At 53.8% G+C, this 19,285-nt stretch carries 8 protein-coding genes, 1 tRNA gene and 3 rRNA genes; 9 read left to right on the forward strand and 3 right to left on the reverse strand.

Annotation, left to right across the window (positions count from 1 at the left end; translation table 11 throughout):
* Positions 1–15 precede the first annotated feature (15 nt).
* The 8 genes from AC6I8D_RS01130 to aceK all read left to right on the forward strand — a co-directional run bounded on the left by AC6I8D_RS01130 (position 16) and on the right by aceK (position 11,239).
* Positions 16–1,557 (forward strand): 16S ribosomal RNA (locus tag AC6I8D_RS01130).
* Between the two features lie 89 nt (positions 1,558–1,646).
* Positions 1,647–1,721: transfer RNA gene (locus tag AC6I8D_RS01135), tRNA-Glu, on the forward strand.
* A 213-nt stretch (positions 1,722–1,934) separates the two neighbouring features.
* Positions 1,935–4,841: ribosomal RNA gene (locus AC6I8D_RS01140) — 23S ribosomal RNA — on the forward strand.
* A gap of 129 nt (positions 4,842–4,970) precedes the next feature.
* A 5S ribosomal RNA gene (gene rrf, locus AC6I8D_RS01145) occupies positions 4,971–5,086 on the forward strand.
* Together the 16S, 23S and 5S rRNA genes with 1 tRNA gene alongside form the textbook arrangement of a ribosomal RNA operon.
* Before the next feature lie 234 nt (positions 5,087–5,320).
* A complete protein-coding gene (metA, locus tag AC6I8D_RS01150; protein WP_497819532.1) occupies positions 5,321–6,250 on the forward strand; it encodes a homoserine O-succinyltransferase MetA in 930 nt (309 codons plus the stop codon).
* A gap of 262 nt (positions 6,251–6,512) precedes the next feature.
* On the forward strand, positions 6,513–8,111 hold the full coding sequence (gene aceB, locus AC6I8D_RS01155; RefSeq protein WP_312057306.1) for a malate synthase A: 1,599 nt from the start codon (positions 6,513–6,515) through the stop codon (positions 8,109–8,111).
* A 17-nt stretch (positions 8,112–8,128) separates the two neighbouring features.
* Positions 8,129–9,430, forward strand: a complete 1,302-nt coding sequence (aceA, locus tag AC6I8D_RS01160; RefSeq protein ID WP_031375545.1) for an isocitrate lyase — start codon at positions 8,129–8,131, stop codon at positions 9,428–9,430.
* 60 nt (positions 9,431–9,490) lie between these two features.
* Positions 9,491–11,239, forward strand: coding sequence for a bifunctional isocitrate dehydrogenase kinase/phosphatase (gene aceK, locus AC6I8D_RS01165; protein ID WP_497819533.1), 1,749 nt, complete (start codon positions 9,491–9,493; stop codon positions 11,237–11,239).
* On the opposite strand, the gene iclR is transcribed toward aceK, so the two are convergent.
* Positions 11,214–12,044 carry a glyoxylate bypass operon transcriptional repressor IclR gene (gene iclR / locus AC6I8D_RS01170; protein ID WP_069729427.1) on the reverse strand — a complete coding sequence of 277 codons (831 nt, stop codon included), beginning with the start codon at positions 12,042–12,044 and terminating at the stop codon, positions 11,214–11,216. The genes aceK and iclR overlap by 26 nt on opposite strands.
* 145 nt (positions 12,045–12,189) lie before the next feature.
* On the opposite strand from iclR, the gene metH reads away from it, so the two are divergent.
* Positions 12,190–15,921, forward strand: coding sequence for a methionine synthase (gene metH, locus AC6I8D_RS01175; protein WP_497819534.1), 3,732 nt, complete (start codon positions 12,190–12,192; stop codon positions 15,919–15,921).
* A gap of 520 nt (positions 15,922–16,441) precedes the next feature.
* On the opposite strand, the gene AC6I8D_RS01180 is transcribed toward metH, so the two are convergent.
* Positions 16,442–17,857: a hypothetical protein gene (locus tag AC6I8D_RS01180; protein WP_312057302.1), complete on the reverse strand. Its 1,416-nt coding sequence runs from the start codon at positions 17,855–17,857 to the stop codon at positions 16,442–16,444.
* 273 nt (positions 17,858–18,130) lie between these two features.
* A complete protein-coding gene (locus AC6I8D_RS01185) occupies positions 18,131–18,925 on the reverse strand; it encodes an FkbM family methyltransferase (RefSeq protein ID WP_312760419.1) in 795 nt (264 codons plus the stop codon).
* Positions 18,926–19,285 lie beyond the last annotated feature (360 nt).

Raw genomic sequence — 19,285 nt, forward strand, 5'->3', positions numbered from 1 at the left:
AAGCAAATCAAACTTAAATTGAAGAGTTTGATCATGGCTCAGATTGAACGCTGGCGGCAGGCCTAACACATGCAAGTCGGACGGTAGCACAGAGGAGCTTGCTCCTTGGGTGACGAGTGGCGGACGGGTGAGTAATGTCTGGGGATCTGCCCGATAGAGGGGGATAACCACTGGAAACGGTGGCTAATACCGCATAACGTCGCAAGACCAAAGAGGGGGACCTTCGGGCCTCTCACTATCGGATGAACCCAGATGGGATTAGCTAGTAGGCGGGGTAATGGCCCACCTAGGCGACGATCCCTAGCTGGTCTGAGAGGATGACCAGCCACACTGGAACTGAGACACGGTCCAGACTCCTACGGGAGGCAGCAGTGGGGAATATTGCACAATGGGCGCAAGCCTGATGCAGCCATGCCGCGTGTATGAAGAAGGCCTTCGGGTTGTAAAGTACTTTCAGCGGGGAGGAAGGCGATGCGGTTAATAACCGCGTCGATTGACGTTACCCGCAGAAGAAGCACCGGCTAACTCCGTGCCAGCAGCCGCGGTAATACGGAGGGTGCAAGCGTTAATCGGAATTACTGGGCGTAAAGCGCACGCAGGCGGTCTGTTAAGTCAGATGTGAAATCCCCGGGCTTAACCTGGGAACTGCATTTGAAACTGGCAGGCTTGAGTCTCGTAGAGGGGGGTAGAATTCCAGGTGTAGCGGTGAAATGCGTAGAGATCTGGAGGAATACCGGTGGCGAAGGCGGCCCCCTGGACGAAGACTGACGCTCAGGTGCGAAAGCGTGGGGAGCAAACAGGATTAGATACCCTGGTAGTCCACGCCGTAAACGATGTCGACTTGGAGGTTGTTCCCTTGAGGAGTGGCTTCCGGAGCTAACGCGTTAAGTCGACCGCCTGGGGAGTACGGCCGCAAGGTTAAAACTCAAATGAATTGACGGGGGCCCGCACAAGCGGTGGAGCATGTGGTTTAATTCGATGCAACGCGAAGAACCTTACCTACTCTTGACATCCAGCGAACTTGGCAGAGATGCCTTGGTGCCTTCGGGAACGCTGAGACAGGTGCTGCATGGCTGTCGTCAGCTCGTGTTGTGAAATGTTGGGTTAAGTCCCGCAACGAGCGCAACCCTTATCCTTTGTTGCCAGCGATTCGGTCGGGAACTCAAAGGAGACTGCCGGTGATAAACCGGAGGAAGGTGGGGATGACGTCAAGTCATCATGGCCCTTACGAGTAGGGCTACACACGTGCTACAATGGCGCATACAAAGAGAAGCGACCTCGCGAGAGCAAGCGGACCTCACAAAGTGCGTCGTAGTCCGGATCGGAGTCTGCAACTCGACTCCGTGAAGTCGGAATCGCTAGTAATCGTGGATCAGAATGCCACGGTGAATACGTTCCCGGGCCTTGTACACACCGCCCGTCACACCATGGGAGTGGGTTGCAAAAGAAGTAGGTAGCTTAACCTTCGGGAGGGCGCTTACCACTTTGTGATTCATGACTGGGGTGAAGTCGTAACAAGGTAACCGTAGGGGAACCTGCGGTTGGATCACCTCCTTACCTGAAGATACCTTCCCGCGAAGTGCTCACACAGATTGTCTGATAGAAAAGTAATGAGCAAGACGGCTGCGAAGTCGTGACACCTTTGTGTCCCCTTCGTCTAGCGGTTAGGACTCCGCCCTTTCACGGCGGCAACAGGGGTTCGAATCCCCTAGGGGACGCCACTTGCTTGGTGACAGGTGAAAGGTGTTGCCCACATATCTTAAAGATGACTTACGAGTCATGTTTAAGATATTGCTCTTTAACAATCCGGAACAAGCTGAAAATTGAAACGACGCAGCGCGTTATTCCTCCGTAATAAGGAATAACAAGGCGATGCGTTCGAGTCTCTCAAATGCTTGCAACACGCAGCGTTGAAAAACGCCTGTGGGTTGTGAGGTTAAGCGACTAAGCGTACACGGTGGATGCCCTGGCAGTCAGAGGCGATGAAGGACGTGCTAATCTGCGTAAAGCGACGGTAAGGTGATATGAACCGCTACAGCCGTCGATGTCCGAATGGGGAAACCCGGTGCACTCAGTGCATCATTGCAGCATGAATACATAGTGCTGCAAGGCGAACCGGGGGAACTGAAACATCTAAGTACCCCGAGGAAAAGAAATCAACCGAGATTCCCCCAGTAGCGGCGAGCGAACGGGGAGCAGCCCAGAGCCTGAATCAGCTTGTGTGTTAGTGGAAGCGTCTGGAAAGTCGCAGGGTACAGGGTGATACTCCCGTACACAAAAACACACAGGCTGTGAGCTCGATGAGTAAGGCGGGACACGTGGTATCCTGTCTGAATATGGGGGGACCATCCTCCAAGGCTAAATACTCCTGACTGACCGATAGTGAACCAGTACCGTGAGGGAAAGGCGAAAAGAACCCCGGCGAGGGGAGTGAAACAGAACCTGAAACCGTGTACGTACAAGCAGTGGGAGCCTTCTTTATGGGGGTGACTGCGTACCTTTTGTATAATGGGTCAGCGACTTATATTCTGTAGCAAGGTTAACCGTATAGGGGAGCCGCAGGGAAACCGAGTCTTAACTGGGCGTTAAGTTGCAGGGTATAGACCCGAAACCCGGTGATCTAGCCATGGGCAGGTTGAAGGTTGGGTAACACTAACTGGAGGACCGAACCGACTAATGTTGAAAAATTAGCGGATGACCTGTGGCTGGGGGTGAAAGGCCAATCAAACCGGGAGATAGCTGGTTCTCCCCGAAAGCTATTTAGGTAGCGCCTCGTGAACTCATCTTCGGGGGTAGAGCACTGTTTCGGCTAGGGGGCCATCCCGGCTTACCAACCCGATGCAAACTGCGAATACCGAAGAATGTTATCACGGGAGACACACGGCGGGTGCTAACGTCCGTCGTGAAGAGGGAAACAACCCAGACCGCCAGCTAAGGTCCCAAAGTCATGGTTAAGTGGGAAACGATGTGGGAAGGCACAGACAGCCAGGATGTTGGCTTAGAAGCAGCCATCATTTAAAGAAAGCGTAATAGCTCACTGGTCGAGTCGGCCTGCGCGGAAGATGTAACGGGGCTAAACCATGCACCGAAGCTGCGGCAGCGACACTTATGTGTTGTTGGGTAGGGGAGCGTTCTGTAAGCCGTCGAAGGTGTGCTGTGAGGCATGCTGGAGGTATCAGAAGTGCGAATGCTGACATAAGTAACGATAAAGCGGGTGAAAAGCCCGCTCGCCGGAAGACCAAGGGTTCCTGTTCAACGTTAATCGGAGCAGGGTGAGTCGACCCCTAAGGCGAGGCCGAAAGGCGTAGTCGATGGGAAACAGGTTAATATTCCTGTACTTGGTGTTACTGCGAAGGGGGGACGGAGAAGGCTATATCAGCCGGGCGACGGTTGTCCCGGTTTAAGCGTGTAGGTGTGTGTTCCAGGCAAATCCGGTTCACTTTACACTGAGGCGTGACGACGAGGCACTACGGTGCTGAAGTGATAAATGCCCTGCTTCCAGGAAAAGCCTCTAAGCATCAGGTAACACAAAATCGTACCCCAAACCGACACAGGTGGTCAGGTAGAGAATACCAAGGCGCTTGAGAGAACTCGGGTGAAGGAACTAGGCAAAATGGTGCCGTAACTTCGGGAGAAGGCACGCTGGCGCGTAGGTGGAGGGACCTGCTCCCCGAGCCGAAGCCAGTCGAAGATACCAGCTGGCTGCAACTGTTTATTAAAAACACAGCACTGTGCAAACACGAAAGTGGACGTATACGGTGTGACGCCTGCCCGGTGCCGGAAGGTTAATTGATGGGGTTATCCGCAAGGAGAAGCTCTTGATCGAAGCCCCGGTAAACGGCGGCCGTAACTATAACGGTCCTAAGGTAGCGAAATTCCTTGTCGGGTAAGTTCCGACCTGCACGAATGGCGTAATGATGGCCAGGCTGTCTCCACCCGAGACTCAGTGAAATTGAACTCGCTGTGAAGATGCAGTGTACCCGCGGCAAGACGGAAAGACCCCGTGAACCTTTACTACAGCTTGACACTGAACATTGAGCCTTGATGTGTAGGATAGGTGGGAGGCTTTGAAGCGCGGACGCCAGTCCGCGTGGAGCCAACCTTGAAATACCACCCTTTAATGTTTGATGTTCTAACGTGGCCCCGTGATCCGGGGTGCGGACAGTGTCTGGTGGGTAGTTTGACTGGGGCGGTCTCCTCCTAAAGCGTAACGGAGGAGCACGAAGGTCAGCTAATCACGGTCGGACATCGTGAGGTTAGTGCAATGGCATAAGCTGGCTTGACTGCGAGAGTGACGGCTCGAGCAGGTGCGAAAGCAGGTCATAGTGATCCGGTGGTTCTGAATGGAAGGGCCATCGCTCAACGGATAAAAGGTACTCCGGGGATAACAGGCTGATACCGCCCAAGAGTTCATATCGACGGCGGTGTTTGGCACCTCGATGTCGGCTCATCACATCCTGGGGCTGAAGTAGGTCCCAAGGGTACGGCTGTTCGCCGTTTAAAGTGGTACGCGAGCTGGGTTTAGAACGTCGTGAGACAGTTCGGTCCCTATCTGCCGTGGGCGCTGGAGAATTGAGGGGGGTTGCTCCTAGTACGAGAGGACCGGAGTGAACGCACCACTGGTGTTCGGGTTGTCATGCCAATGGCATTGCCCGGTAGCTAAGTGCGGAAAAGATAAGTGCTGAAAGCATCTAAGCACGAAACTTGCCCCGAGATGAGTTCTCCCTGACCCTTTAAGGGTCCTGAAGGGACGTTGAAGACGACGACGTTGATAGGCCGGATGTGTAAGCGCAGCGATGCGTTGAGCTAACCGGTACTAATGACCCGTGAGGCTTAACCTTACAACGCCAGAGGCGTTTTTGAGGGACAGATTTTCAGCTTGTGACGGATAAAAATTAGCGGGAACGAAGGATTCTGCGGCATGGCGCACGGCCATGACGTAAAAGATTCGTTCCGTGCACCAAGATTTGCCTGGCGGCTGTAGCGCGGTGGTCCCACCTGACCCCATGCCGAACTCAGAAGTGAAACGCCGTAGCGCCGATGGTAGTGTGGGGTCTCCCCATGCGAGAGTAGGGAACTGCCAGGCATCAAACGAGTGAAGAAGCCCCGCACGGAAGTGCGGGGCTTTTTTACGTCCGCAGATCGCTGAAATTTTCGCTGAGATCCTGAAATTCCCCCTGCAACACCCGTCTGCTATTTGCCCTTTTAAACTGAAACATTTTCATTTTCTGCATGAAACCTCGACATTACATGGCCACCAGGCTAATGTTGGGCATCCAGATGTCTAAACGTTTATATGGTTGTAAGAGGTGAGCAGGCTATGCCAATCAGGGTTCCCGACGAATTACCGGCAGTGAGTTTTTTGCGTAACGAGAATGTCTTTGTGATGACCTCGTCACGCGCCAGTGTTCAGGAGATCCGTCCGCTTAAAGTGTTGGTACTAAATCTGATGCCGAAAAAGATCGAAACGGAAAATCAGTTCCTGCGCCTGCTCTCAAACTCGCCGTTACAGATCGATATCCAGCTGTTACGCATCGACAGCCGGGAGTCACGTAACACGCCGACTGAGCACCTCAATAACTTCTACTGCAATTTTGAAGATATCCAGCACGACAACTTTGATGGCTTAATCGTGACAGGTGCCCCGCTGGGACTGGTCGATTTTAATGATGTGGCGTACTGGCCACAGATCCAGCGCGTGCTGCACTGGGCCAAAGAGCATGTTACCTCAACGCTGTTTGTCTGTTGGGCAGTGCAGGCGGCGCTTAATATTTTGTATGGCATTCCTAAGCAGACCCGACATAACAAGCTATCTGGTGTCTTTGAGCATCAGATATTGCATCCGCATGCCTTACTGACCCGCGGATTTGATGATAATTTCCTGGCGCCGCATTCACGTTACGCTGATTTCCCGACGCAATTAATTACCGATTATACCGATCTGGAATTATTTGCTGAATCGGAACAAACCGGTGCCTACCTGATGGCGAGTAAAGACAAACGACTGGTGTTCGTTACCGGTCACCCTGAATACGATGCGTTGACCTTATCGGGTGAATATCACCGTGATTATGAAGCCGGCCTGAATCCTGAGGTGCCGTATAACTACTTCCCACAGGATAATCCGGCACTGCCGCCGCGTGCCGCCTGGCGTAGTCATGGCAATCTGCTGTTCTCCAACTGGCTTAACTATTACGTCTATCAGATCACACCGTTTGATTTACGCCACATGAATCCGACCCTCGAATAGTGCCAGAATCTACCTCAAATGAACCGTGTCAGCCGATGGCGACACGGTTTTTTTTCGCCTGAAATTTTTGATGAAAGCTGTTCCCTTTAATAACAAAACTTTAAATTCATTAAAAACAAAAAGATAGATAGATAATTATAATAAAATGGAAATAGTTTTTGATTTAGAAAATTAAATGCATATGCTCTGATCCTGTAGTTCATAAAACAGTCGATCCGGGGATCCGCGTTATTCGATCCTCTGAATACAGGAGAGCGCCAGCATGACAGATTCTGTGATCAGCCATACTCTGACCTTCAGCCAGCCCTTTAACCACGCCGAACAGCAGCTGCTGACTGCCGAGGCGATTCTGTTTTTAGATGCGCTGGTTACGCGCTTTGCCTCACAGCGCGACGCGTTACTGACGGCCCGCCAGCTGCGACAGCAACAGTACGATCAGGGTTATCTGCCCGACTTCGATATGGAAACAGCTTCCATTCGAGCAAGTAATTGGGCGATCCGTTCGATTCCAAAAGATTTGCAGGATCGACGGGTCGAGATCACCGGTCCGCCGGATCGCAAAATGGTTATTAACGCCCTGAATGCGAACGTAAAAGTGTTTATGGCGGATTTTGAGGACTCACTGTCACCGGAGTGGAATAAGCTGATTGAGGGGCAGCTGACCCTGCGTGAAGCGGTACAGGGCACTTTGAGCTATACCAGCGACGCCGGCAAAATTTACCAGCAGCGTGCCGATCCCGCCGTGCTGATGTGTCGGGTGCGTGGCCTGCACCTGTCGGAAAAACACGTCAGCTGGCAGGGCAATCCGATTCCCGCCGGGCTATTTGATTTCGCGCTCTATTTCTTTCACAACGTTCGCCCGTTGCTGGCGAAGGGCAGCGGCCCCTATTTCTATCTGCCCAAAACCGAAAGCTGGCAGGAGGTCGCCTGGTGGCGTGAGATCTTCAGCTTCAGCGAGGATCGATTCGATCTGCCGCGCGGCACCATCAAAGCCACGGTACTGATAGAAACCCTGCCGGCGGTCTTCCAGATGGATGAGATCTTGTGGAATCTGCGCGATCACATCGTTGGCCTTAACTGTGGGCGCTGGGACTACATCTTCAGCTATATCAAAACGCTGAAACAGCATGCGGATCGGGTACTGCCGGATCGCCAGTCCGTCACTATGTCTCAGCCTTTTCTGGACGCCTATTCACGCCTGCTGATCAAAACCTGTCATCGGCGCGGCGCGTTTGCGATGGGTGGCATGTCAGCGCTGATCCCGAGTAAAGATCCGGCGCGTAATGCCTGGGTACTGCAACGCGTTACAGAAGATAAACAGCGCGAAGCGAACAACGGTCATGATGGCACCTGGATCGCCCATCCCGGGCTGGCGGACACCGCGATGGCAGTATTTGATGCGGTGCTGGGCAACCGGCCTAACCAGCTATCAGTCACACGGGAAGAGGATGCGCCGATCGACGCGACCACGCTGCTGGCGCCCTGCAGCGGTGAACGCACTGAAGCGGGTATGCGCGCCAATATTCGCGTAGCACTGCAATACCTTGAAGCCTGGATCAGCGGCAACGGCTGCGTGCCGATTGATGGCCTGATGGAAGATGCCGCCACGGCCGAGATTGCCCGCACCTCAATCTGGCAATGGATACGTCATCAGCAAACCCTGAGCAGTGGTCAGCAGGTCACCGCTGAACTGTTCCTGCGCTGGCTGAACGAAGAACTCCATCTGTTGCAGCAGAGCCTGGGCGAAGCCCGGTTCAGTGCCGGTCGCTATGGCGAAGCGGCACAGCTAATGGCGCAAATCACCACCGAACGCGAGCTGGTCTCATTCCTTACTCTGCCGGGCTACCGCCTGATCCCCTGACTCCTGGAGACATTGCCATGACACGAACTCAACAAATTCAGCAACTCGAGCAGCACTGGCAGCACCCGCGCTGGGAAGGCATCACCCGTCCTTACAGTGCGGCAGAGGTGGTAAATTTGCGCGGCTCGGTACAGCCCGCCTGCACTCTGGCCCAGCGCGGTGCGGAAAAACTGTGGGCGCTGCTCAACGGAGACGCGAAGAAGGGTTACATCAATAGTCTGGGCGCGTTAAGCGGCGGGCAGGCATTACAGCAGGCAAAGGCCGGTATCGAGGCGATCTATCTCTCTGGCTGGCAGGTGGCTGCCGACGCCAACGTGGCGGGACAGATGTACCCCGATCAGTCGCTCTATCCGGTTAACTCGGTACCTGAAGTGGTGACGCGCATCAATCAGACCTTTCAGCGCGCCGACCAGATTCAGTGGTCCAGCGGGATTGAAGCGGGTGACAGTCGCTATACCGACTTCTTTCTGCCGATCGTTGCCGATGCCGAGGCGGGCTTCGGCGGCGTGCTGAATGCGTTTGAGCTGATGAAGGCGATGATTCAGGCGGGAGCGGCGGCTGTCCATTTTGAAGATCAGCTGGCGGCGGTGAAAAAATGCGGTCATATGGGCGGTAAAGTACTGGTACCGACGCAGGAAGCGATACAAAAACTGGTGGCTGCCCGACTGGCGGCCGATGTCATGGGTGTACCCACGCTGCTGCTGGCGCGCACCGATGCCGATGCGGCCGATTTAATTACCTCCGACTGCGATGAATACGATCGTCCTTTCATCAGTGGCGACCGCACCGCAGAGGGGTTCTTCCGCACCAATGCCGGTATCGAGCAGGCGATCAGCCGCGGTCTGGCCTATGCCCCTTACGCTGACATTCTGTGGTGTGAGACCTCGACGCCCGATCTGGCCATGGCGCAGCGTTTTGCCGATGCCATCCACGCCCGCTATCCCGGTAAATTGCTGGCCTATAACTGTTCGCCATCGTTCAACTGGAAAAAAAATCTCGACGATCGCACCATCGCACAGTTTCAGCAGGCGCTCAGCGAGATGGGCTATCGCTTCCAGTTCATCACGCTGGCCGGGATTCACAGCATGTGGTTCAACATGTTTGACCTGGCTCACGCCTATGCGCAGGGCGAGGGCATGCGCCACTACGTTGAGAAAGTGCAGCAGCCTGAATTTGCCGCGCGCGATCGCGGTTACAGCTTCTCATCGCATCAGCAGGAAGTGGGCACCGGCTATTTTGATCGGGTCACCACCACCATCCAGGGCGGTAAATCGTCGGTAACGGCGCTGACCGGTTCGACCGAAGAGCACCAGTTCTGAGGAAATCCCTGACAGCCTCCCGCCCGGCTGGTTGCCGGCGGGCTTTTATCGGAGCTGATTATGCCGCCACGCGAATCGCTGATTGCGCACACCATCCTGCAGGGCTTCGACGCACAATATGGCCGCTTTCTCGACATCACGGCCGGGGCCCAGCAGCGCTTTGAACAGGCTGAATGGCAGGCGGTGCAGCAGGCCATGAAAGCAAGAATCCATCTCTACGATCATCATGTCGGTCTGGTCGCCGATCAGCTGCGGGTGCTGAACGGCGCAGCCTGCTGGGATGAGGCGTTCTGGCTACGGGTAAAGGGCCAGTATGAAAGCTTATTGCCTGGCTATCCGCGTTATGAAATTGCCGAGAGCTTTTTCAATTCGGTTTACTGTCGGCTGCACGGTCATGCCGATCTGCAGCCGGAACGGCTGTTTATCTTCAGTTCGCAGTCACCGTCAGCGCAGATAAGTCCGTCGCGGCCGCTGGCGCGCGGCTATCAGCCACAGCAGGGCTGGCAGGCGTTGATCGGACAGGTGCTGCGTGATTTACCGTTAACCTTGCCATGGCAGCATCGCGAACGTGATATCGGCTGGATTGTGCGCCACCTGCAGACGCAGTTTCCGCAGCTGGAGCAGGGCTGGCTTGAGGTCAGTTGCGAACTGTTTTATCGCAATAAAACTGCATGGCTGGTGGCGCGTCTGCACCTGCCGGATGCCATCCATCCCTGTCTGTTGCCGATTCAGCGCAGCGCGACGGGCGAACTGTGGATCGATACCTGTCTGACCGATGTGGATGACGCCAGTATTGTGTTTGGTTTCGCCCGCGCGTATTTCATGGTTTATGCGCCGATGCCCGCAGCGCTGGTGGCGTGGCTGCAGCCGATTCTGCCAGGCAAAACGCTGGCAGAACGTTATATGGCGATTGGCTGCCAGAAGCATGGCAAGACCGAAAGTTACCGCGAATATCTGCAGGCGCTGGAACAGAGTGAAGCTGAATTTGAGATCGCACCTGGTATTCGCGGCATGGTGATGCTGGTTTTCACGCTGCCTGGCTTTGATCGGGTGTTTAAGGTGATTAAAGATCGCTTCGCGCCGCAAAAAGAGGTAACGGAGGCCCAGGTGCGCGCCTGCTATCAACAGGTTAAAGAGCACGATCGCGTCGGACGAATGGCGGATACTCAGGAGTTTGAGCAGTTCGCGCTGCCGCTGGCGCGTATCTCGCCTGAACTGCTGGCCGAGCTTAATGCCGGCGCGGCGGAGAAGCTGAAGATTGAAGGTGACCGGCTGATCATTCGCCATCTGTGGCTCGAGCGCCGCATGCAGCCGCTTAACCTCTATCTGGCGCAGGCCAGCGCCGGACAACGGCGTCAGGCGATTGAGGAGTATGGCAATGCCATCCGGCAGCTGGCGGCAGCGAATATCTTCCCGGGCGACATGCTGTTTAAAAACTTCGGCATAACCCGCCATGGCCGGGTGGTGTTTTACGACTACGATGAGATCCGGCCGATGCAGGAGCTGCACTTTCGTGAGGTGCCGGCCGCGCGCTACGAAGAGGATGAACTCAGCGCCGAACCCTGGTACAGCGTCGGGCCGGACGATGTATTTCCGGAAACCTTCCGCTACGCCCTATGCAGCGACGCTGCCATCGGTGCTTTGCTGCTGGAACTGCATCCGGAGATCTTTGAGGCCCGCTGGTGGCGAGCCCAGCAACAACGCATTGCCGGGGGGCACGTAGAAGAGGTGATTGCCTGGCGGCAGGCGCAGCGCTTCTGCGTGCGCTACGCGACGGAGGCAGTCAGCGACCACTGTACGCCAGCGTGACCTGACGCGCTTCACGGATCACCAGCGCACCCAGTTCGGTAATGCGATCGTCGGTCATCCTGGCGATCGGGCCGGAGATGGAGAGGGCCGCAAACGGCTCGCCGTGTTCGTCATAGATCGGTGCTGCAACACAGCGCAGTCCAAGCGCATGCTCTTCATCATCAAACGAGAAGCCCGCTTTACGCACCTGCGCCAGATTCTCTTTCAGGCTCTGCGGCGACATCAGGGTCTTCGGCGTGTAGTAATGCAACCCTTTCTGATGCAGCAGCGTCGTGACCTGCTCATCACTGAGATGGGCCAGAAACGCTTTACCGGCTCCCGACGCGTGCATGGGCAGCTTGCCGCCAATCGGTGCGGACATGCGCATCAGCTGGGTACACTGCACCTGATCGATGATCACCGCCTGATGATCGCTGAGATCCAGCACCGCCAGATTAACCGTCTCGCCCGAGGCGTCCATCAGGCTGCGCAGTACCGGATGCACCAGCGCCAGCAGATTGCGACTCTGCAGGAAGCTGCTGCCCACCACGAAGGCATGTGCTCCGATGGTCCACAACCCCAGATCGCCCACCTGGCGGACAAACCCCTGCTGCTGCATGGTGCTGAGCAGGCGATGAGTGGTGGAGTTAGGCAAACCTGCCTGCTGTGCCAGTTCGGTCAGCGCCACGCTGCCGTGGGAATCGGCAATCAGCTCCAGCAGTGTCAGGCCGCGGGTCAGGGATTGCACCTGGCCGCCCGCGGGTGCGGCAGTGGCGGCAGTGCCGCGAGGTTTTTTGCCGCGCTTAACGGGAACAGGCGTCGCCATGATCAAATCTCCTTAGGAATGTGGAAATCATTTTCGTTTTAATCACGCGCTTTGCAAACGCTGGTTTTCTGGTCAGACCTGTTGGCGGTCGACCTGAAAATGTCTCAGCTAAGGTTGCTTTGTCGGTTAACCCGCTTATGACAGAATGATTCAAAGCTATTTCAGCCAGCAGATTGACGTGGATGAGCCAACAGTGATCAATAAAATCGAAGCGCTACACCAGCAGCTCGCCCAACGCATTATGGTGTTGGACGGCGGTATGGGCACCATGATCCAGAGCTATAAGCTGGATGAGCAGGATTTTCGCGGCAGCCGTTTTGCCGACTGGCCCTGCGATCTTCAGGGCAACAACGATCTGCTGGTATTGAGTAAACCAGCGGTGATCCGCGAGATCCACAACGCCTATCTGGCCGCCGGTGCCGATATTCTCGAAACCAATACCTTTAACGCCACCACCATTGCGATGGCGGATTATCAGATGGAAGCGTTATCGGCCGAGATCAACTACGAGGCGGCCCGGCTGGCACGTGCCTGCGCCGATGAATGGACGGCAAAAACGCCGGATCGCCCACGTTACGTCGCGGGCGTGCTGGGGCCGACAAACCGTACCTGCTCGATCTCGCCCGATGTAAACGATCCCGCCTTCCGTAACGTCACTTTTAATCAGCTGGTGGACGCCTACCGCGAATCGACCCGGGCGCTGGTGGAAGGCGGCTGTGACATCATCATGATCGAAACGGTGTTCGATACCCTGAATGCCAAAGCGGCGATCTATGCGGTCCAGACCGAGATGGAAGCGCTCGGCGTGACGCTGCCGCTGATGATTTCAGGCACCATCACCGATGCCTCCGGTCGGACGCTCTCCGGCCAGACCACCGAGGCCTTTTACAACTCCCTGCGTCACGCTGAGCCGCTCTCCTTTGGCCTGAACTGCGCCCTCGGCCCGGACGAGCTGCGCCAGTATGTGGCGGAGCTGTCGCGCATCGCCGAGGGTTACGTCACTGCGCACCCGAATGCTGGTTTACCCAATGCCTTTGGCGAATACGATCTGGATGCGGAGCTGATGGCGCAGCAGATTGGCGAATGGGCGACTTCGGGTTTTCTGAATATTATCGGTGGCTGTTGCGGGACCACACCGCAGCATATCGCCGCCATGGTGGCGGCCGTTGAGGGCGTGGCGCCGCGTAAGCTGCCGACGATCCCGGTTGCCTGTCGTCTGGCCGGTCTTGAGCCGCTCAACATTACCGCAGAATCGCTGTTTGTTAACGTCGGCGAACGGACCAACGTCACCGGTTCAGCAAAATTCAAGCGGCTGATTAAAGAAGAGAAATATAACGAAGCGCTGGAAGTGGCGTTGCAGCAGGTTGAAAGCGGTGCTCAGATCATCGACATCAATATGGATGAAGGAATGCTCGACGCCGAAGCGGCGATGGTGCGCTTCCTCAATCTGATCGCCGGTGAGCCGGATATTGCCCGCGTCCCAATCATGATCGACTCCTCAAAGTGGGAGGTGATCGAAAAAGGGTTACAGTGCATTCAGGGTAAAGGCATCGTTAACTCCATCTCGATGAAAGAGGGGGAAGCGGCCTTTATTCATCATGCGCGCCAGGTCCGCCGCTACGGTGCGGCGATGGTAGTGATGGCATTTGATGAGGTGGGCCAGGCGGATACCCGCGCCCGTAAGATTGAGATTTGTCGCCGCGCCTATCGCATCCTGACGGAGCAGGTCGGTTTCCCGCCGGAAGATATCATCTTCGACCCCAACATTTTTGCGGTGGCGACCGGCATTGATGAACACAACAACTACGCGATGGATTTCATCGGTGCCTGTGAAGATATCAAGCGCGAGCTGCCACATGCGATGATCTCCGGTGGCGTCTCCAACGTGTCGTTTTCATTCCGCGGCAACGATCCGGTGCGCGAAGCGATACACGCGGTATTCCTCTACTACGCCATCCGCAACGGCATGGATATGGGCATTGTCAACGCCGGCCAGCTGGCGATTTATGACGATCTGCCGGCGGAACTGCGCGACGCGGTAGAAGATGTGATCCTCAATCGCCGTGATGACGGGACCGAGCGGTTGCTGGATCTGGCGGAAAAATACCGTGGCGGCAAAAGCGACGGTGCTCAGGAAAAACAGCTGGCGGAGTGGCGCAGCTGGGACGTGGTGAAGCGGCTGGAATATTCACTGGTCAAAGGCATCACCGAATTCATTGAACAGGATACCGAAGAGGCGCGCCAGCAGGTGCCGCGTCCGATAGAGGTGATTGAAGGCCCGCTGATGTCCGGCATGAACGTGGTTGGCGATCTGTTTGGCGAAGGCAAAATGTTCCTGCCGCAGGTGGTGAAATCGGCACGGGTGATGAAGCAGGCGGTGGCTTATCTGGAACCCTTTATCGAAGCCAGCAAAGAGGCGGGGCGCAGCAACGGCAAAATCGTGCTGGCCACGGTCAAAGGCGACGTTCACGACATTGGTAAAAACATCGTTGGCGTAGTGCTGCAGTGCAACAACTACGAAATTATTGACCTCGGCGTAATGGTGCCAGGCGAGAAGATCCTGAAAACGGCCCGCGAAGTGAATGCCGACATCATTGGCCTGTCGGGCCTGATTACACCGTCGCTGGATGAGATGGTCAATATGGCGAAAGAGATGGAGCGTCAGGGCTTCACTTTACCGCTGCTGATCGGCGGCGCGACCACCTCTAAAGCGCATACGGCGGTCAAAATTGAGCAGAACTACAGCGGTCCGACGGTCTACGTGCAGAACGCCTCACGTACCGTTGGCGTGGTCTCGTCACTGCTTTCCGCCACGCTGAAAGCGGATTTTGTGGCGCGGACCCGCAAAGAGTACGAAACCGTGCGTATCCAGCACGCGCGTAAAAAACCGCGCACCCCGCCGGTATCGTTGCAGGCGGCCCGCGACAACGCCACCTCGATTGACTGGCAGAGCTATACGCCGCCGGTGCCGCATCGTCTCGGGGTCAGTCAGGTCGAGGCCAGTATTGAAACGCTGCGCAACTACATTGACTGGACGCCGTTCTTCATGACCTGGTCGCTGGCCGGTAAGTATCCGCGCATCCTGGAAGATGAGGTGGTCGGCGAAGAGGCGCAGCGTCTGTTCGCCGATGCGAATGCGATGCTGGACCAGCTAAGCCAGCAGGCGCTGCTGAAACCGCGCGGCGTGGTCGGTATTTTCCCGGCTAACCGGGTCGGCGATGACATCGAGATCTATCGCGATGAGCGCCGCAGTGAGCTACTGGTAGTGAGTCATCACTTACGCCAGCAGACCGAAAAAACCGACTTCGCCAACTACTGTCTGGCGGACTTTGTCGCACCTAAATCCAGCGGCAAAGCGGACTATCTCGGTGCCTTCGCGGTGACCGGCGGACTGGAAGAGGATGCGCTGGCGGAGGCGTACGATCGTCAGCATGACGACTACAACAAGATCATGGTGAAAGCGCTGGCTGACCGTCTGGCTGAAGCCTTTGCGGAATATCTGCATGAACGCGTGCGTAAAGTGATCTGGGGCTTCGCGCCCAACGAAAACCTCAGTAATGAAGAGCTGATTCGCGAAAACTATCAGGGCATACGGCCGGCGCCAGGCTACCCGGCCTGTCCCGAGCACACTGAGAAAGCGGCAATCTGGACCCTGCTGGAGGTGGAAAGGCAGACCGGCATGCAGCTGACTGAATCCTTTGCGATGTGGCCAGGCGCGGCAGTATCAGGCTGGTACTTCAGCCATCCTGACAGTCGCTACTTCGCTGTGGCGCAGATTCAGCGCGATCAGGTGGAGGATTATGCGGCACGTAAAGGGATGTCAGTGACCGAGGTCGAGCGCTGGCTGGCACCAAATCTCGGCTACGACGCGGACTAAACAAAAAAGCGGCCTGATGGCCGCCTGAGGTTGTTACACCGTCTGGCGCCGTCAGCTGTGAAATCGAGCCTGCGCAGGATACGCGGGTCAGATCGGAAAGACGCTAACGCCAGTCGCTGGCCGCTCGCCCCGCACGATTACGCACCTCATCCCTGAGGTGCGACCGTAGCCGGACCAACGCTTTGCGTTGTTCAAAACGCGCCCGTGATTTTGTTCATGGCGCGGGGCGCTTTCCTGCTTTGCCGCTGTTGTCTGGGCAGCTTAGTTATTGCGGCCAGATTCACCTTGACTTGGGTTTGCCCGCTGTCTGAGGCGTTCAGCCGATCGCGGCCAGCGTTAGCGGGATCGTGAGTGTAATCCTCAGCATGTCAGACAGACCGCACTTCCTTTGCCAGATTATCTGGCCTTGGCGTAATGCGCCCTTATCGGGTATATAACGTTCGTTTCAAACGCTATCGGATAGCATCTTTTTCACCAGCCTGGTGAGAGATCGATCGCCTGCAGGCACTTGAGAAAATGGTTAATGCTGATATTTTTCAATAAGCGATAATTTATATTGCTTATAGGGCCCTTCTGCGTTTTTAACCGTCGTAACCGCCCAGCAGAAAACATCACTGTTGTGATTAAGATCGATTAGAGAGGCGTTTGCCGGACGGGAAACCATCATCTGCTCCCTCTCCGTCAGCCTATCTAAACTCGCAGACAGCGCTACCTGATCCAGGAACCAGACGTAATTGCCGGCTTTAAGGTTCACATCGATAAAATGTGCTACCACGTCAAAATACTTCTGGGCTACATCATTGGGTTCTGCATACAAAAGACCACCCAGGACCTCCTCCCAGAATGGCGAGGAATTGCCTTTCATTAACAGCAGTGTAGAGGCTGGTGATTCCGGCAGGCTCCAGCGCTTGCGTATCAACACATCTGCATCCAGAACAAGGATTGGCGTATTAAAGTTTTTTAGCGCATAGCTGAGGAAAACGAACCGACGACAGGCGTAAAAAACGTTCATCGCGCCATTAGCAGGGATATTTTCCAGACTTGCAGAGATATGTAACTCAGGCAACTGTTGACGAAGTGACATTACACTATCATTAACTTCATTATCGCTGTTATAGAGATGCAGATGCACATCCAGTTCATCGCGGTTTGTTGCGTAAATCGAATATATCGACGGCAAGGCATGCTCAAAATAATAATGCTTATCGCAAGCTATAAGCACTGTGGTTTTGTTTGTTGATTCTTTTTTGAGTAACCACGTGTAGCTTGAGTAATCAAGGTAATAGCCGCTATCGTTGAGCGGCCGGAAATCTATAAACTTTTCAGGCATACCGCCAGCCTGGTAAAGACCACAGGTTATCATCAGTCTCGTGGTCATATCTCCCACAAGATGTGCGCCTTTCGAAACCAGCAGCTTAATCATATCCAGTGCCAGGATATAGTCTCGCTCCATCAAACTAATGAGCAGAAGTATTTTCAGTACCGGTTCGAATTTATCGATTGCTGAAAAATTTTGCTCAATCAAAGATATTGCAGAACTGATTTCATTAATACGGAATAATATCTGAATTGCGGCAATCAGATAGTTAATATTATTATTGGCTTCAAGAGCGGAACTGAGGTAGTTAATGACCTGGGCGCTCAACCCGGCAGGGAGTTGACGTTGGTATCCTTCATTGTGCTCATCAAGTGCTCCATTTGCAATAGCGATAGCGCAAAGCATTTTTTTTAGTGCGCCATCTTTTTTCACGTCGAGTCCGGTATCAAATGCATGAATGATGGTTTCAGGTTGCTCGTCAGAAATAGTAAATTTGCCACTGAGGATCTTTGCCACAACATGTTCTGGCATAATATCCGCTTCGGGTAGATAAATATCTCGGGTAAAAACATCCCGATAGAATTGGTGCATTCCCTTGATACGTAAAAATTCAGTCATCGACTATGTCCCATAAGGTAGAAACAACAACCTAAAACGTTACTTCTGGAAGAGAAATATATGCATTTTTTCTGTTTCAATAATACGGAGGGTTATTAAATGGCGGTTCATCCATCAGCCAGGCAGAAAACAGTTCTTCGAATTATTCTCATTTTTAAAGAAGAGTTTCAGAGCAATTAGCTGAGAACACACTCGATGCAATATGGCTGCCAGAGGGCCAGAACAACAACCCCATAGGTAAGATAACAATCTGATAATAAAGCTGAAGGGTTCTTATCCGATTCGATGTATTTTCTGTAAACATTTTTTTTGGTCGCGCACAAACTCGACTTTAGCCTCATTTGCAGGATGGTGAGCCACATAATCATCCATCTGGATGTGTTCAATCTGGTAACCCAATTGCAAAATAAATGTTAGCAACTCACGCCTTTTTTCGCTAAACCATGGGAGACTCCAGGCTTCAAAAGAAAAAGGTGGGAAATTATTCTGTTCCAGAAAGTTTAATGCGCCTCTCAGCACATCAATTTCTAACCCTTCCACATCAATTTTAAGGAAGCGGACTTTGTTATCGGGGATAATATCGTCTAACTTCACCAGTTGTATGCTATCTTTTTCATTACTCATGGATGCTTGAGTGCCTAACTCAGTACGGAACTGTTCATCCATAGAAAACGCGCCAATATTATGCGTTTTATGGTAATCAGGTACTGCAATGTCTATAAAACAGGAATGATGACCAACGGCGTAATTAAGCGCGGTAACATTATCCAGTCGGTTAAGGAAAATATTACCACACAATTGATAATAAATGGTTTTTTGTGGCTCAAACGCGTAAACCTGGCCTTTTTGTTTTTCAACCTGTAGTGCTATAGGGACAGTATAAGCTCCAAGGTTTGCACCCAGATCAAAAACGACAGGAGCAATGAAACCCTGAATGAATTCATTAGTGATTGGAACCAACCAGCTTTCCCAATTGCCATGAGTGAAAAGATGTTGAGAAATAGCATCATTCCCGAAAGTTAAAAAACTTCCCTGAGATGAGTTGACGACATGAACTTTCGGTAACATATAATTAACATCCCGGTGGGAAAAATCAATGAGAGCTTCATAGATATTTCCACCTGTTAGCCAGAAATGCAAAATATACAGGAGTAGTCACAAATTTCTCGCTAACGCGAATAATTCGCTAGTATTTAAATGTACCTGTTAATTTCCCAGCTTGTCAGCGTATCCGATGAGTATAAGAGATCATAACACCAGACAATAAGGATAAAAGCGCATGTTTACGAACCTAGTTAGCAGATTAGAACAGTCCGCTGGGTAATGAAATATGTCTGATGATAGCGAAGCAGGGAATGTTCGATAGTTGCCACCACCAAAAATAAAAGCGGGTGTGAATGTTTTGAATTTAAGCTTGATCCAGTCAGC

Source organism: Pantoea sp. X-Soil-MYKO-1785 (genome assembly GCF_059730675.1).

Coding starts and splice junctions, on each gene's coding strand:
- metA (WP_497819532.1), top strand. CDS start 5,321: ATGCCAATCAGGGTTCCCGACGAATTACCGGCAGTGAGTTTTTTGCGT.
- aceB (WP_312057306.1), top strand. CDS start 6,513: ATGACAGATTCTGTGATCAGCCATACTCTGACCTTCAGCCAGCCCTTT.
- aceA (WP_031375545.1), top strand. CDS start 8,129: ATGACACGAACTCAACAAATTCAGCAACTCGAGCAGCACTGGCAGCAC.
- aceK (WP_497819533.1), top strand. CDS start 9,491: ATGCCGCCACGCGAATCGCTGATTGCGCACACCATCCTGCAGGGCTTC.
- iclR (WP_069729427.1), bottom strand. CDS start 12,044: ATGGCGACGCCTGTTCCCGTTAAGCGCGGCAAAAAACCTCGCGGCACT.
- metH (WP_497819534.1), top strand. CDS start 12,190: ATGATTCAAAGCTATTTCAGCCAGCAGATTGACGTGGATGAGCCAACA.
- AC6I8D_RS01180 (WP_312057302.1), bottom strand. CDS start 17,857: ATGACTGAATTTTTACGTATCAAGGGAATGCACCAATTCTATCGGGAT.
- AC6I8D_RS01185 (WP_312760419.1), bottom strand. CDS start 18,925: ATGTTACCGAAAGTTCATGTCGTCAACTCATCTCAGGGAAGTTTTTTA.